The organism is Veillonella parvula (assembly GCF_902810435.1).
In the GTDB taxonomy this organism is placed as follows: Bacteria; Bacillota; Negativicutes; order Veillonellales; family Veillonellaceae; genus Veillonella.
The window spans coordinates 1,817,746-1,834,406 of the sequence record NZ_LR778174.1 but is presented as its reverse complement, the minus strand read 5'-3'; the positions used below and the strand labels follow the sequence as shown (position 1 = coordinate 1,834,406).

Sequence of the window (16,661 nt, the reverse complement as noted above, 5' to 3'; positions counted from 1 at the left end):
TTAATATAATTAAGTAGTCTCTTGCTTAGTACTATGCATCGATTTTTTGGATACATAGTATTTATTGGCTCAGACACTCAGATGCCCTCTGTATTTTACAGGGGGCATCCTTTTTTGATTGAATTCTTTTATTATTATAATAGGGTGATGTACTGATTAAATAATGGTGCAGATTATTCATAGTCGGAGAGGAACTTTCACAATAACATTTATAATTGAAAACACAAGAAAATTTATAATTGTATATGAAAAAGGAGCTACTGGGTAGCTCCTTTAGTATTTTGGTATGTATTTAATTGTAATTATCTACCGTTTTTAACGATATTATCCATCCAGTTGAATAATTCTTCTAAATCGTAGTCACCAGAGTGATCTACATTAAATGGTGTTGCCATATCTACTCTGTACCCAAGGTTTTGAGCACGTGTACCTACGATTAAAGGAATTGCAACAGATGTATTACTGTCGGCTGTGCCATAACGAATACGATAGAATCGTGCATTTGTCGCAGCAGGAGAACCAAGATAGTTCATTGGGTTCATCATAGTAACGATCTTAGCATTTTCTACGTATACATCTTGGTTAGCTGTTGAATCGTGTAATGCAGCAGTAATGGTAAAGTGATTATTATCTGTAGTACTTGTACCAAATAGATTGTTTTCACCTGTATCATTAGCACGAGAGTCAAAGGCACCAGGCGCTTTTGAGCGACTTACAAAGTGGTTATATGCTTCCCAGTTTATGTCTTTGATAGTTCCTGTTTTATTATCTCGTACAAGGTATGTATGCTTGGATAAATCAGTACCTTTAGCTGCTGCTTTATTAGCGGCAGCAACAATAAATTCTTTTACATAATTTTTGAAAGTACCGTTACCGTTCTTGTCAAGTTTTAGTACACGACCTAGAGAGTCACGTAATTGTAAGTTATTTACGTAATCAGGGAAGTGTTCGCTGAGCATTTTAGAGTATGATAGATCGTCTGCATTCAAGTTTACACGTTGCATCGTGCGTTGTGGTGGAGCAGAGTTGCCACCTACATTAGCTTGTGGTAATTCGCCTTGGCCCATAGTTACTTTGTTAAAGGATGTGATACCATTATAGCTCCATTCGTAAGCCATATCAGCCGCATCAAGGTTAGTGATAGGGGCATACGCAGATACTGCGTATACATTAGTTGCCGCTGTAGCTGCACCTAATGCTTGTAAATATGGTTGGAAGTCGGAACTGTTACCAGTTGCACCTTGTAACAAGGATACACCACCGCCTGCACTTGTACCATTTGTGATAATGCGGTTTGCATTACCTGGCATAGCGGAATCGTTAGCGTGTAAGTAGGCTGTAGCCGCTTGTAAGTCAACGATTACTGCCGGGGCCTTACCGATGAAGTTGCCATCGGAAGCTTTATTGGTACGACCACGAGTAGATGGGGAAGCTACTACATAACCACGGGATAATGCGTAAAGAACACTGTTAGGTTTTCCATTTTCCACCTTAGGCGTCATAGCTTGGCTCGGCATGTAACCACCTACTGCATTTGGCATGAAGATAGGGGCTGTTTGGGTGTTGTAACCGTTGATAGTGCCGTTGTTGAAATATTCCTCTGGTACATAAATGTTCATGTATTGCTGATCTATGTCGATTGGATTAGCCACGTAAGGGATATACTCGAAGGCGCGATATTTGATTTCCTTATTATCTACTGTGGTAGACATGGATTCATAATTTTTCGCGTCGAAAGCAAGACTAATCTTTGCAGACGCATCAGCTTGCAATGGGGGTTCAATTGGTTGGGAGAGAATATTTTTCTCTTCTGTAACAGTAGAGCCCTTTGTGGAAGCTTCATTACGAGCGTTTACATAAGATTGCGGTAATTTACTTTCTTGAACCTGTTTAGTCTCTGCGTCAGATTTAGCTTTTGCTTCGGCTTCAGATTGAGCTTTAGCCTTAGCCTCGGCTTCAGCCTGAGCTTTAGCAGCAGCATCTACTTCTGCTTTAGCTTTTGCCTCTGCTTCAGCTTGCGCTTTAGCAGCAGCGTCTGCTTCTGCTTTAGCTTTTGCCTCTGCTTCAGCCCGAGCTTTAGCTGCAGCGTCTGCTTCTGCTTTAGCTTTTGCCTCTGCTTCAGCCTGAGCTTTAGCTGCAGCTGCCGCTTCTTCTTTTGCTAGTTGTTCAGCAGCTAAACGTTCTTGTTCTTCTTGGATCACAGCTTGTCTTGCAAGTTCCGCTTGTTTAGCAGCAATACGTTCTTGCTCCGCTTTTATAGCGGCTTCGCGTTCAGCTTTAGCTTTCTCGGCCGCGATACGCTCTTGTTCAGCTTTTAAAGCTGCTTGCCGTTGAGATTCAGCCTGTTGTGCGGCGATACGTTCTTGTTCTGCTTTAATAGCTGCTTGGCGTTGAGCTTCAGCCTGTTGAGCTGCCATACGTTCTTGTTCTGCTCTAATAACTGCTTGTCGTTCGGCTTCAGCTTTAGCGGCGGCTTCAGCACGTTGGCGAGCTGCTTCTTCAGCCGCTAAGCGTTCTTCTTCAGCCTGTTGAGCGAGGATACGCTCACGTTCAGCTTTTAAAGCTGCTTGGCGTTGAGCTTCAGCCCGTTGAGCGGCAATACGCTCTTGTTCAGCTTTAATAGCTGCTTGGCGTTGCGCTTCGGCTTGCTGAGCGGCGATACGTTCTTGTTCTGCTTTAATAGCGGCTTGCCGTTGCGCCTCAGCTTGTTGAGCGGCGATACGTTCTTGTTCAGCTTTAATAGCTGCTTGGCGTTGAGCTTCAGCCTGTTGAGTGGCAATACGCTCTTGTTCAGCTTTTAAAGCGGCTTGGCGTTCAGCCTCAGCTTGTTGAGCAGCGATACGTTCTTGTTCAGCTTTAATAGCGGCTTGCCGTTGCGCTTCTGCTTGTTGAGCGGCGATACGTTCTTGTTCAGCTTTAATAGCTGCTTGGCGTTGCGCTTCGGCTTGTTGAGCGGCAAGACGTTCTTGTTCCGCTCTAATAGCGGCTTGACGTTGCGCTTCGGCTTGTTGAGCGGCGATACGTTCTTGTTCTGCTTTAATAGCGGCTTGACGTTGCGCTTCGGCTTGTTGAGCGGCGATACGTTCTTGTTCCGCTCTAATAGCCGCTTGACGTTGAGCTTCAGCTTGTTGAGCAGCGATACGCTCTTGTTCCGCCTGTTGCTCAGCAATACGGCGTTGTTCCTCTTGGATACGAATGCGTTCCAGCTCTGCCGCTTGACGACGTTCTTCTGCAATACGCGCTTGCTCAGCTTGTTGGGCCGCAATACGTTCCTGCTCAGCACGTAAAGCCGCTTGGCGTTGAGCCTCTGCTTGTTGAGCTACCACACGTTCTTGTTCCGCCTGCAAAGCTGCTTGCCGTTGGGCTTCTGCTTGTTGTTGTGATTGTAGTGCGGCTTGCCGTTGTGCTTCAGCTTGCTTTTGAGCAAGTTGTTGTTGATCAGCTTGTGATAAATTTTCTTGTTGGGATGCTTCTTCAGCGGCTAGTTGAGCTAGACGCTCACGCTCAGCTCGTTGAATATCTCGAATCGTAAGCCTCTGTTTTGCTACTACGGCTTTTGTTACTGTAGTATTTGATACAGTTAATGGAGCTATGGATTCTTGTTGAATAACAACAGGCGTACGCTCTACTTGTGTAGTTTGTACTTGTTGCTTACCATCCACTGGTTTCTCTACAGTAACAGGTTCAGTTTTTCGTTGTACATTTATCAAACTGTGCATTGCTAATGTAGGCTCCATGACAGTTTTTGTATCTTTATTGACAACATACTGAGGTTGAGTTTGAACCTGTTGTTGAGATTGCATTGGTACTACTTGTTGCGGTACTGATTGCAATGGTGTAACTTGTTGAGTTTGTACAGGGCTAACCGTTGCTGGTTGCATCACGTAGGATGGTTGAGGTTGTGCCATCGGTGGTGTTTGTTGTTGTACAACGGTGGCCGGTTGTGGTGTAGCTGGTAAGACTGGCTGAGTTGCAATTGGTTTCACGACTGGAGTTGCTACACTTGTAGGACTCTGTGTCGTTGATTCAGCACTGGTACTCGTACCTACTAAATCATTCATGTTAAGTGTAGGCTCTGCATGGGCAACACCACCCAATGCAGCTGCAGCAAGAAATGCAGCAGTGACCTTACAATTTTTGGATGATTTCATGAATTAGCTCTCCGAACTAGATTTCTAATAATAGTTTATAATTTTAAAGTTTATTAATATTTATATAGTTTAACATAAATCGATGTGATTGTACAATTTTGAGGACTTGCTTCCACTTTTGAAAGTAGTCTAGATTATAAAATATAAAATAATATTAATTATTTTTGAATATCAGAAAAGGACTAGATCACGTATACTTCTGAATTGTTGTTCCAAAATTGTGTCCAATTTTAGGTCAGTTCAGAATACGTATATTCTAGTCCTTTTACTATATCTACTGGTGTGACACCAGCTTTCACCATCGATAAGAGTCATTAATCAATTAGTCGCTAAATGTTAACTATTAGTTACTAACTGCTAATCGTCGAAACTCATCATAAACAATCAACAATTATCAGCCATCAATCAATCATATATAAGCTATAATTGATGGTTAATTTTAATGATTTATTTTGTGATACTATTTTTTAAGCTTGGCTTTACAAGTGCTAAGATGAAGCAAGCCACAACGGAACCGATTGCGATGGATGCAAGGTATAGAAGTGGATTACCAATTGTTGGTACTACAAAGATGCCGCCGTGTGGAGCGCGTAGTGTGCATTCGAAGAACATAGATAACGCACCGGCTGTACCAGCACCGATAATACAAGCTGGTAATACGCGAACTGGATCGGCTGCTGCAAATGGGATGGCACCTTCTGTGATGAAGGAAAGCCCCATGATGTAGTTTGTAATACCAGATTTACGTTCAGCCTCTGTGAAGCGGCTAGGGAAGAATGTAGTACAAAGAGCGATTGCCAATGGAGGAACCATACCGCCTGCCATGACAGCCGCCATAATACCGTATTCGCCAGTTGCAAGAGCACCAGTACCGATAACATAAGCCGCTTTGTTTACAGGGCCGCCCATGTCAACTGACATCATAGCACCAAAGATAAGTCCTAATAATACGCGGCTCGTTGTGCCCATGGATTGCAAGGAGTCCATCAACCAGTGGTTAAGTGCGGATACAGGAGGATTGATGATAAAGGTAATAGCGATACCGATGAATAATACGCCAAGTACAGGATAGAAGAGAACCGGTTTTGTACCTTCTAAGGCTTGAGGCAAACCAGATACTAATTTCTTAACTAATAATACCAAATAACCTGCTGCGAAACCGGCAATCAATGCACCTAGGAAACCAGAGCCACCTTGGTTAGCCAATAAGCCTCCAACGAAACCAGCTACAAGACCTGGACGGTCTGCAATACTCATGGCGATGTAACCTGCTAATACGGGTAACATGAAGCCAAAGGAAGCACCACCAATTTGCATTAGGAAGGCCGCAAGAGGCGTACCGGAACCAAAGTTTTTAGGATTTGCTGGGTCGAATACGTCGAATAAGAAGGCGAGGGCAATTAAGATACCGCCACCGATAACAAACGGCAACATGTGAGATACGCCGTTCATCAAATGTTTGTAGATTTGGCGACCGAAGTTATCTGCCGCATCGAATGCTGCTACTGCGCCATTTTTGTCAGATGGAGAAGCGTGGTATACAGGTGCTGTACCAGCCATAGCTTCACGCAATAACTCTTCCGCTTTATTGATGCCGTTTGCAACCTTAGTTTGAATCATAGGTTTGCCATCAAAGCGTGCCATCTCTACTTGACGGTCAGAAGCTACGATAATGCATTTAGCGTGCTCGATTTCTTCTGCTGTAAGAGCATCTTTCACACCAGATGCACCATTCTTTTCTACTTTTAAAGAAACACCCATTTCTTTAGCTTTGCGTTCTAAAGATTCGGCAGCCATATAGGTGTGTGCAATGCCTGTAGGGCAACCAGTAACAGCTAGTACATCATAATGTGGGTTATCTACAGAAATTTTAGGTGCTACCTTTTCAATTGCCTCTGTAGCCTTTGCTTCGATAGCATCGGTAATGCTGGTTGCTTTTTGATCCTCTGTTGGTTTGATAAATCCTTCTATAGATGGATCAAACTTGCCTTGCTCTTTAGCTGTTATTAGCTCCAAGAAACGTTCTACCGTTGGAGCTGCGATGAGGGCTTCTTTGAAATCAGGGTCAATCACCATAGTTGCTAGTTTGCTTAATACCTCTACATGAGTGTCAGCGGCGCCTTCTGGAGCTGCAATCATGAAGAATAGGCGGGAAGGTTGACCATCAAGCGCTTCAAAATCTACACCGTTAGGCACGACCATAGCGGCTAGGCCTGCTTCTTTTACCCCTGCAGATTTAGCGTGTGGTGTGGCAATACCGTCGCCAAGGCCTGTAGAACCAGACTCTTCACGAGCGAACACTGCTTTTAAATATTCTGCTTTATCTGTCAAGTGGCCGCCTTTGTCCATCAATTCACCTAAGGTGTAAATGGCGTCAGCCTTTGTGACAGGATCTGCATTCAGCAGGATAGATTGAGGTTTTAATAAATCAGTGATTTGCATATGTGTACTCCTTGATGCACATAAAATATAAAATTATTTAACTCGTACTTGTGAAAGTAGTGCTTCTACTTCTTCAAGGGTTGCGAGGTTTTCAGAGTAAGCGGAGGCAGAGCCACTGGAGATACCCCAATAGAGCGCCTCTTGTAAGTCACCCGTCTTTTCATAGCCCGTAATAAAGCCGGCTACCATGGAGTCGCCAGCACCCACGGAATTCACGAGAGTTCCTTTAGGGGCAGGACTTGTATATACAGTGCCGTCAGTAGCGACCAAGATAGCTCCATCACCAGCCATAGAGATAAGCACATGTTGTGCACCTTTCTCTTGCAATGCTTTGGCAGCTTCTACAAGGTCATCCTTTGTAGCGAGAGTGCGACCAAAGATTTCGCTAAGCTCGTGATTATTTGGCTTAATTAAAAATGGTTTATAAGGCAAGACTTTTGTGAGTAGATCTTTTGTAGCATCTACTATGATGCGGATACTTTTATGTTGTAAGCGCTCCATAATGAGTTCGTACATATCGCTTGGTAGGCTAGAAGGAATGCTGCCAGCAAGGATTAAGGTGTCCTTTTCGGTCAACGCATCAAGCTGTTTGTATAGAGCTTCTAATTCGTCGGTACTGATGATTGGGCCGCGACCATTAATCTCTGTTTCCTCATTAGAGGCTTTTACCTTAACATTGATGCGGGTTAATCCTTCGCGAAGCCGGATGAAATCTTCTTTCACGCCGAATTTCTTGAGTTGTGTTACGATTTCTTCGCCAGTAAACCCTGCGATGAAGCCGAGTGCTGTCGTATCCATGCCAAGATTGTTGAGCACGATAGATACGTTGATACCTTTGCCGCCACCGAGAACGTATTCTTGGATGGTGCGATTAATAGTACCCGTCTTGAGGTGATCAAGGCGCACGATATAATCGAGAGCTGGATTAAAGGTAATAGTGTAAATCATACAATTTCCCCTTTTGAGATAATACTAATTAGCGTATGATCGGTTGATCTTGCTTCCGTAATCGTAACCAATAGATGAGTGGTACTAGATATAGGAAGAAGGCAAATGGTACATAACCTGCTGAACTTGTACCCATCATGACAACAGGCACGTAGGCAGCAATATTCCACGGTTGCAATGGAGCGATGAGAATACCGCTATTTTCAAAGTCTAGCATTACATCTTCGTCTTGAATACCTCGCTGTGCGTAGGTAATGCGCATAATAGAGTGCGTCATAACTACCGCAATAGCTTGGCTGCATCCAACCGCACCTGTTAAGAAGGCAAGACCTACATTGGCAGCAAATACATCGCTCCGTGTTTTAGCTCGCTCTAATAGTTGTCGTATATCGTTCCAGAAGCCAACCCCTTCGAGCATGCCTGAAATAGCAGTAGCCATAAAAATTGATAGGGTAGGGATAAACATCGTTTGTAGACCGCCGCCATGAATGATATTAGCTAGTGGATTATAGTGCGGTAGTTCAAAGCCTGTTAAAGTATACCATCCCAACTCTGAGAGGCTCGCATCCTGATTGGTATAGGCTAGAATGGCCGCCGCTAATGCACTTAGTCCGATAGGCCAACGGATAGATACTTTCAAAGGCAATAGACCAATGACGATGATGACTGGAATCCATAATGTCCAATCGATGTTGAAAATAAAGTGAATTGTATCGGATAGTAAACTATTTTCGTAATTGAGTGGGTACCACTGAGATAGTAATAGATACAACACTGTAGAGATGATGAGTGCTGGAATACCATCTTTAAATATAATGGGAATATTCGTCGATACCTTTGTATGGGTTAAGGTTGCTACGAGAGACGCACTAGATGATAGTGGTCCGTTTCGATCACCAAAGTAAGCACCTGCAATAATAGCACCGGCCACAATATTTTCTGGAATATTACCAGCTCTTGCCATGGTGATGAGTACGATGCCTATCGTTCCTACAGTGCCTAGTGCAGTACCTAACAACATACTCACTATAGCTGTTATTAAAAAGGCACAGACGATAAAGATGGATGGATCAATCAAGTCGATGCCTGTGGCAATGATCATAGGGATAATGCCCGCTGCTTGCCACATGGCGATGAGCCAACCGATGAGAAGAAAGATTTGCATCACCACGATGGACGTTTTAGCACCTGTCCAGGATAGGTTTAATAGTTCCTTTGGTTGATATCCTTTGCGATAAAATACAAAGGCCATGATGCACCATACGACAATCAAGGCATAACCAATAGCGATGCTATTGGCTACGGCTATGAGGATGACGAGAATGGATGCAAGTAGTCCCAAAAGGGGCTCTATATTCCGTGGCATGAGTGTGCGGCCCTGTTGGTACCTTAGGAACGCATTTAATATAAGTTGTAACCACTTCATTTTAATCGATAGGAAGTTCTGTTTCGAAGACTTCCTCAGCCGGGCCTGTCATGAGCACCGTGCCATCCTCCAAGTATGAAATATGCAATGTTCCTAAATAAAGTTCTACATCTACTTCACGGCCTGTTAAACCTTTTTCAAAGGACATAACGGCAGAGGCACAAGATCCTGTTCCACATGCTAAGGTAGCGCCAGCTCCACGCTCCCAAGTGCGCACCTTGATGTGTTTGTCATTTACTACTTCAATGTAGTTTACATTTGTGTTAGCAGGGAAGGCATCGTGCTTTTCAAGGATAGGGCCTTGTGTTGTAACAGGGGCTTTTGTAATGTCGGCGATGAATACCTCCGTATGAGGCACGCCAAGCAATACGGAGCTTACCGTTATGGTCTCACCGTTTACATCGAGGTCTACGTCGATAACCTTATCCATGTTTACATTCATAGGAATGTCTTGGGACTTAAAGAATGGTTTGCCCATGTTTACAGTAACTTGTGTGACTATTCCGTTTTCGATAGTCAATGTAGGCTTCATTACGCCAGCTAAGGTTTCGATGGTGAAAGTCTCCTTCGTTGTTTCACCGTGTTCATAAGCGTATTTGGCAAAGCAACGGATGGCATTACCGCACATTTCTGCTTCACTACCATCGGAGTTGATGATGCGCATGCGCACATCACAGGTTTCGGAAGGAACTAGGACGGCAAGACCATCGGCACCAATACCCGTGCGACGATCGCAAAGGCGGATGGCGAGGTCTGTGTAGTCTTTAGACGTCCCTTGTGGGTCGGCAAAGAGGATGAAGTCATTGCCGAGACCATGCATTTTCGTTAATTTCATAAAGTCTCCTATCAATAAGTAAGACTTTCACCATGAAGCCCGTGAAAGTCTCATATGTTTATTATTATATATTCTATATTATAATATTATATCATAAATAGGCCTTAAGCATTGTATGGAATCGTATAAATTTATAGCAAAATAAAGGGAAAATAAGGAAAGCTTACAGCGTTTATTAAGAGTTATAGTGAAACAAAAAATGCCCCATATGGGACGATTATTTAAGGGAATATAGGTATTTGGATTACTTTATTGTTTAACAGAGAAATGATAAAATAAAGAGTAATGTAGTTAATCGTAATAGAAAGAGGAACACATATGCGAATTCAAGGGATTTCTGGATCTCGTGGCATTGCAGTAGGCAATGTATATAGATATATTCAAGAGGAAATTGTCATTCCTGATTACAATGTAACGGAAGACAAGGTAGAAGAAGAAATAGGCAAGTTTGCAACTGCTATGGCATCTACCTTAAAACAATTGGATACTATTCGTAAAAAAGCGTTGGATGAAATGGGGCCAGAAGAGGCGGCTATTTTTGAAGCGCATATGCAAATTGCTCAAGACCCATCCTTATCTGACGGAATTAAATCCCTTGTTGAGTCTAGCCATATGAATGTGGTAGCGGCTACGGCTCAAACAATTGAAACCTTTGCAAATATCTTCCTTGGTATGGAAGACGCTTACATGCGTGAACGAGGTGCAGATATTAAGGATATCGGCGATCGTTTGATGCGTAATATGTTAGGCATGAACCCTCGCGGTTTATCACATATTTCTGGCGAGGTTATCTTGGTGGCTCATGATTTGGCACCATCTGATACGGCATCCCTTGATAAAGCGGTAGTAAAAGGTATCGTTACGGCAGCAGGTGGCCCTACATCTCATGCGGCTATCATGGCTCGCACCTTAGAGATTCCTGCAGTTATGGGCGTTGGTGATATTGAAAGCTTTGCAGATGGCGATAAGGCAGTCGTTCTTGGTACGGATGGTATCGTGGAAATCAATCCATCTGATGCGGATTGGACGGAGTATACAAATCAAGCGTTGGCGTTTCAAGAGGAGTTAAAACGGTTGCGCGAATCCGCTAATCTTGAAGCTACTACTACTGATGGTCATCATGTAGAGCTATTCGGCAACATTGGTAAGGCGAAGGATGCTAAACATGCGCTCACTATGGGGGCGCAAGGTATTGGTTTGTACCGTACAGAATTCCTTTACATGGAAAATGACGAATTGCCTGCAGAAGAAATACAATTCGAAGAGTATAAAAAGGTAGCCCAAGATATGAAGGGGCAGCCTGTTATTATCCGTACCATGGACATCGGTGGAGACAAGGAATTGAAATGCCTTGATTTACCAAGTGAAATGAACCCATTCCTAGGGTACCGCGCTATTCGTATATCCTTAAATCGTCCAGATATCTTTAAGGTACAATTGCGTGCCTTATTACGAGCTAGTGCGTTTGGTGATATTCACATCATGTATCCTATGATTGCTTCCGTTGAGGAAGTGAAGCAAGCGAATGCTATGCTTGATGAATGTAAAGAGGAGCTGGCGGCTGAGGGTAAGGATTTTAACAAGGATATCAAGGTTGGCATCATGATCGAAGTACCAGCGGCAGCTGTTATATCTCCAATTCTTGCTAAATATGTAGACTTCTTTAGTATCGGTACGAATGATCTTTGCCAATACACATTGGCAGTAGACCGTATGAACGAAGCAATTGGTAGCTTGTATCAACCATTGCATCCAGGTGTGTTACGTCTTATTAAGCACGTCATTGATGCCAGTCATGAACAAGGTAAATTTACAGGCATGTGTGGTGAGCTTGCTAGCGACCCTGTGGCGACCATGATTCTGTTGGGCCTTGGCCTCGACGAATTCTCCATGACGGCTTCTTCGATTCCTCTTATTAAAAATATTTTGCGTTCTGTTTCCAAAACAGAATGTGAAGAGGTAGCAAATAAAGCACTTACTATGGACACAGCAGAAGAAATTACAGAATACGCTAAATCTGTATTAGCTGAAAAAGGTTTATTATAATTCTATTTTTGTTAAATAGGATCATTACATAGCAAATACGATGTAATATACTTGAATTGAAATGCTTGATATTGATACAATATATCTATTAGAACGAATGGATAGGCACCGCCTATCGAGATAGAAAGAGGTTATCATGAAAGAATTAACAGTAGAAATTACTAACGAATCCGGTTTACATGCTCGTCCTGCTACAGCTTTCACACAATTGGCTGCTAAGTTCGCTTCCAAAGTGACTATCGCTGCTAATGGCAAAACAGCAGATGCTAAATCCATTTTAACTGTATTGACCTTGGGTGCTACAAAAGGCACATCCGTTACCTTGACGGCTGACGGTGCTGACGAAGACGAGGCACTCGCTGCATTGAGCGAATTCTTAACAACTAACCACGATTAATATGAGGGTAATAAAAAGGACCCTACATTTTGAACTGCACCTCCAAAAATTATGTCCATTTTTTGGGTGCAATTCATTTGTAGAGTCCTTTTTTATTTACCCATATTTGCAAAGCGCTCTACAGCTTTTGTAAAGTCGCTAATGGTTTTTTCCACGTCACCATGTTCGATACCATCTCGTACGCAGTGGTTGATATGTCCTTCAAGAATTACTTGTCCTACTTTATGTAGTGCAGACTTAGCTGCATTAATTTGGCTCAACACATCTTCGCAGGGAATGTCTTCTTCAATCATTCGATCAATAGCTTGCACTTGACCTAAGATTTTACGCAATCGACGATGCAGATTTTCTGAATCCATACACTGTTTCATTTTACTCCTCCATAGGCATGTTTTTATCATCTCATATATTATACTCTATTTAAAGTTTTTAATACAACTTAATAAGTATAACTAATATGCATTAATCGGTATTTATAGATATATAGTATTGTGCCGTTATAAGATATATTAAATATATTTATAGTATGAGTGGACGTAAAAACTAGTGCTTTACATATCTTCTTATTGATTGATGTGATACAATACATTTAATATACTTTATATTTGTATATGTATATAAGGTATTGTATAGATAGCTAGATTATAAACCTATATTTACATGTGTTTATATTACAGACCTTTAAGAAATAGGTGAAAGAAATGAAAGTATTTCGCTACCTTCGAAATCTAGTTGTGTTCGTGGTGGTCATGATTTTGGCTATGTTTATATATGACGGATACCATAGCTTTCAAGGGACAAATCGTGAGAGTAAAGCTCATACAATTGTTGAAAAACAAATAGAACAAAGTGAAGACACGCTTAGTCGTACGGATCGAATTATACGACTGTTTACATTTAGAGATAAAGTACAGATAGCTCTTAATCAACGTGTTTCAAAAGAGCATTGGGTGAAAGGGGATGTTATTCCTGAGTATACAAAAAATGCGTTAATCGCTATTGAAGATAAGCGGTATTATAAACATGGAGCTATTGATGTACTCGGTATTATTCGCGCCTTGTACACGAATACTATAGCAGGTGAAACGCTAGAAGGTGGTAGTACTATTACACAACAACTAGTAAAAAATCTGTTCCTTTCCTCGAAACGCATCATGAGTCGTAAGGTGGAAGAGGCCATCCTCGCTAGTGAAATGGAACATTACTACTCTAAGGAAGAAATCCTTACCATGTATTTGAATACCGTATATTATGGTCATAACTATTACGGTATCTACGAAGCTGCTCACGGCTACTTTGGAACAAGTCCTAGCCGATTAACATTGGGACAAAGCGCTATGCTTGCAGCATTACCCAATGCACCGTCCTATTTAGATCCTTATACGAACTATGAAGGTGCAAAGGCTCGACAAAAGCTGGTGCTCGAACAAATGGTAGACCAAGGCATGATTACACAAGCAGAAGCAGACTATGCGTATGAACAGGACTTAGAGCTTGTGGAAGAATAACTTAATATATTTAATAAGCTATATCTGGTGTTCGATTACTAGATATAGTTTTTTATTAGTTCGGAAAAGAAATATATTATTAAAGTGAATAAAAATAATACTTGCATTTATAATTATACAGGTGTATACTATTTTTTGTCAGAAGGAGAAAATGCTTGTCGGTAATAGAAGATACCACGGTACTTTCACAATTATCTGATACTGTATTGATTATATGAGTCTAAATAGATAGTGGTTTATGAGGTGTTATCATGGGTAAAGCAAATAAAGTAGTACTCGCATATTCTGGTGGCTTAGATACTTCTGTTATCATTCCTTGGCTGAAAGAAAATTATGGCGCTGAAGTTATTGCAGTGTGTGTAGACTTGGGCCAACCTGAGGATTATGATGCAGTTGAGAAAAAAGCGATCAAATCTGGCGCATCTAAAGCGTACATCGTTGACGCTAAGGAAGAGTTTGTAAAAGATTATGTATGGCCTACTGTAAAAGCTGGTGCAATTTATGAAGGTAAATATTTATTAGGTACATCCTTCGCGAGACCTTTAATTGGTAAAATTCTTGTAGATATTGCAAAAAAAGAAGGCGCTGATGCAATCGCTCATGGTGCGACTGGTAAAGGTAATGACCAAGTTCGTTTTGAGTTGACTATCAAAGCATTAGCTCCTAACATGAAAATCATCGCTCCTTGGAGAGAATGGGATTTGAAATCTAGAACAGACTGTATGGAATATGCTGCTAAACACGATATTCCAGTTGTAGCTACAAAATCTCATCCATATTCTATGGACCAAAACGTATGGCATTTGTCCCATGAAGGCGGCGATCTTGAAAATCCAGCAAATGCACCTAAAGATGATGTGTACTTGGTAACACATACACCTGAACAAGCTCCAGATGAAGCTGGTTATGTAACTGTATCCTTCAAAGAAGGTGTACCTGTAGCTGTAGATGGTCAAGAAGGTACTCCATTACAAATATTAGAAAAACTCAACGAAATCGGTGCACACTATGGTGTAGGCGTTGTAGATATCGTCGAAAATAGATTGGTAGGCATGAAATCCCGTGGCGTTTATGAAAACCCAGGTGGCTCTATCATCATGTATGCTCATAGAGAACTTGAATACCTATGCCTCGACAGAGCTACATACCACTACAAAGAACTCATTGCTAACAAATACGCTGAACTCGTATATGATGGCATGTGGTTCGCACCATTGATGAACGCGTTACAAGCGTTTGTTGACGAAACTCAAAAAACTGTAACAGGTGAAGTAAAACTTAAATTGTACAAAGGAAATATCATTTCTGCAGGTAGTACTTCTCCATATTCTTTGTACAGCGAAGATTTCGTAACATTCGAAGAAGATGATGTATACGATCAATCTGATGCAGAAGGTTTCATCAACTTGTTCGGTTTACCTCTCAAAATTAATGCATTGATGAAAGAGAAAGCAGGTAAATAATGGCTAAATTGTGGGGCGGGCGTTTCACAAAAGGCACTGATAAAGCGGTAGAGGATTTTACATCCTCTATCGCTTTTGATGCGCGGATGTACGCCGAAGATATTGCAGGCAGCAAGGCTCATGCGACTATGCTGGCAAAACAACATATTATCTCCGACGCAGATCGAGATGCTATTTTAGTAGGTTTAACGAAGATTAAAAATCAGATTGATAAAGGAGAGTTTCCGTTCTCCGTGGCTCTTGAAGATATTCATATGAATATTGAAAAACGCCTTACTGATGATATCGGTGAAGCTGGTGGTCGTTTGCATACAGGCCGCAGCCGTAATGACCAATGTGCAGTAGACTTGCACATGTACGTGCGTAAAGCTGTTGTGGAAATGGGTGAACTCATCGTAGATATGCAGAAGGCTCTCATCGAAACAGCTGAAAAGTATAGTGATGTTATCATGCCTGGCTATACGCATTTACAACGGGCTCAACCTGTATTGTTTGGGCATCATATGATGGCCTATTTCTCTATGTTGGAACGTGATTTTGATCGTTTGTTGATGGTATTCAAACATGCTGACATCATGCCACTTGGGGCCGGCGCATTAGCTGGTTCTACATACGGCATTGATCAAACATATACGCAAAAGCTTTTGGGCTTTTCTCGTATTTACGAAAATAGTATGGACGCCGTATCTGACCGTGACTACGTAGTTGAATTCTTGTCCTTTGCATCTCTAGTAATGATGCATTTGAGTCGTCTTAGCGAAGAGTTGATCTTGTGGTCTACCAATGAGTTCAATTTTATTGAACTTGATGATGCTCACTGCACGGGCTCTAGTATTATGCCGCAAAAGAAAAATCCTGACGTTTGCGAGCTGGTTCGTGGTAAAACAGGCCGTACCTATGGTCATTTGTTAGGCCTTTTAACAACTTTGAAAGGCTTGCCTCTTACATACAACAAGGATATGCAAGAGGATAAAGAAGGTATCTTCGATGCTATTGATACAGTACACTTCGCATTGTCCATTAATGCGGCTATGATTCGTGGTATGAAGGTCAATGGGGCTCATATGAAAGCAGTCCTTGATGACGACTTCTCTAATGCTACGGATATGGCAGATTATCTTGCGAAGAAAGGTGTCCCATTCCGTGAAGCCCATGAAATCGTAGGTAATGCGGTGCATCATTGCATCGAAAAAGGTTGTGTACTTCTTGATTTATCGATAGAGGACTTCAAAGCAATCTCTCATCACTTTGATGCGGATATTCTTGATGCCATTTCCATTGAAGCTTGTGTTGCAGGTCGTAATAACTATTCTGGTACGGCGCCAGAATGTGTGGAGCGACAACGCAATAATGGTAAAGCTATTATCGTTGCTGAGGAAAAACAAATTGCTGAATGGAAAGCAATCGTTGAATCTGTACAAGAGTAGAGCTTAGTGCGGAATAAG

At 41.9% G+C, this 16,661-nt stretch carries 11 protein-coding genes; 5 read left to right on the top strand and 6 right to left on the bottom strand.

What is annotated here, in order from left to right:
• Positions 1–302 precede the first annotated feature (302 nt).
• The 5 genes from FNLLGLLA_RS08445 to dapF all read right to left on the bottom strand — a co-directional run bounded on the left by FNLLGLLA_RS08445 (position 303) and on the right by dapF (position 9,802).
• Positions 303–4,151 carry a subtype B tannase gene (locus FNLLGLLA_RS08445; protein ID WP_174892366.1) on the bottom strand — a complete coding sequence of 1,283 codons (3,849 nt, stop codon included), beginning with the start codon at positions 4,149–4,151 and terminating at the stop codon, positions 303–305.
• 447 nt (positions 4,152–4,598) lie between these two features.
• Positions 4,599–6,593: a PTS fructose transporter subunit IIABC gene (locus FNLLGLLA_RS08440; protein WP_156697277.1), complete on the bottom strand. Its 1,995-nt coding sequence runs from the start codon at positions 6,591–6,593 to the stop codon at positions 4,599–4,601.
• Between the two features lie 33 nt (positions 6,594–6,626).
• Complete coding sequence (gene pfkB, locus FNLLGLLA_RS08435) at positions 6,627–7,541, bottom strand: 1-phosphofructokinase (RefSeq protein WP_156697276.1); 915 nt, start codon at positions 7,539–7,541, stop codon at positions 6,627–6,629.
• A 28-nt stretch (positions 7,542–7,569) separates the two neighbouring features.
• Complete coding sequence (locus FNLLGLLA_RS08430) at positions 7,570–8,967, bottom strand: Na+/H+ antiporter NhaC family protein (protein ID WP_156697275.1); 1,398 nt, start codon at positions 8,965–8,967, stop codon at positions 7,570–7,572.
• A gap of 1 nt (position 8,968) precedes the next feature.
• A complete protein-coding gene (gene dapF / locus FNLLGLLA_RS08425) occupies positions 8,969–9,802 on the bottom strand; it encodes a diaminopimelate epimerase (RefSeq protein WP_058948113.1) in 834 nt (277 codons plus the stop codon).
• Positions 9,803–10,120: 318 nt separating this feature from the next.
• Between dapF and ptsP the strand changes: the two genes are divergently transcribed.
• Positions 10,121–11,848, top strand: coding sequence for a phosphoenolpyruvate--protein phosphotransferase (gene ptsP / locus FNLLGLLA_RS08420; RefSeq protein WP_156697274.1), 1,728 nt, complete (start codon positions 10,121–10,123; stop codon positions 11,846–11,848).
• A 136-nt stretch (positions 11,849–11,984) separates the two neighbouring features.
• Positions 11,985–12,245, top strand: coding sequence for an HPr family phosphocarrier protein (locus FNLLGLLA_RS08415; RefSeq protein WP_004695032.1), 261 nt, complete (start codon positions 11,985–11,987; stop codon positions 12,243–12,245).
• A gap of 92 nt (positions 12,246–12,337) precedes the next feature.
• On the opposite strand, the gene FNLLGLLA_RS08410 is transcribed toward FNLLGLLA_RS08415, so the two are convergent.
• Positions 12,338–12,616, bottom strand: a complete 279-nt coding sequence (locus FNLLGLLA_RS08410; RefSeq protein ID WP_004697521.1) for a metal-sensing transcriptional repressor — start codon at positions 12,614–12,616, stop codon at positions 12,338–12,340.
• A 330-nt stretch (positions 12,617–12,946) separates the two neighbouring features.
• Between FNLLGLLA_RS08410 and FNLLGLLA_RS08405 the strand changes: the two genes are divergently transcribed.
• From FNLLGLLA_RS08405 to argH, 3 genes are all read left to right on the top strand, one after another.
• On the top strand, positions 12,947–13,753 hold the full coding sequence (locus FNLLGLLA_RS08405) for a transglycosylase domain-containing protein (protein WP_077707647.1): 807 nt from the start codon (positions 12,947–12,949) through the stop codon (positions 13,751–13,753).
• Between the two features lie 251 nt (positions 13,754–14,004).
• On the top strand, positions 14,005–15,216 hold the full coding sequence (locus FNLLGLLA_RS08400; RefSeq protein WP_004697508.1) for an argininosuccinate synthase: 1,212 nt from the start codon (positions 14,005–14,007) through the stop codon (positions 15,214–15,216).
• On the top strand, positions 15,216–16,643 hold the full coding sequence (argH, locus tag FNLLGLLA_RS08395; RefSeq protein WP_156697273.1) for an argininosuccinate lyase: 1,428 nt from the start codon (positions 15,216–15,218) through the stop codon (positions 16,641–16,643). The genes FNLLGLLA_RS08400 and argH overlap by 1 nt, the downstream gene beginning before the upstream one ends.
• The last annotated feature ends 18 nt before the right edge of the window (positions 16,644–16,661 follow it).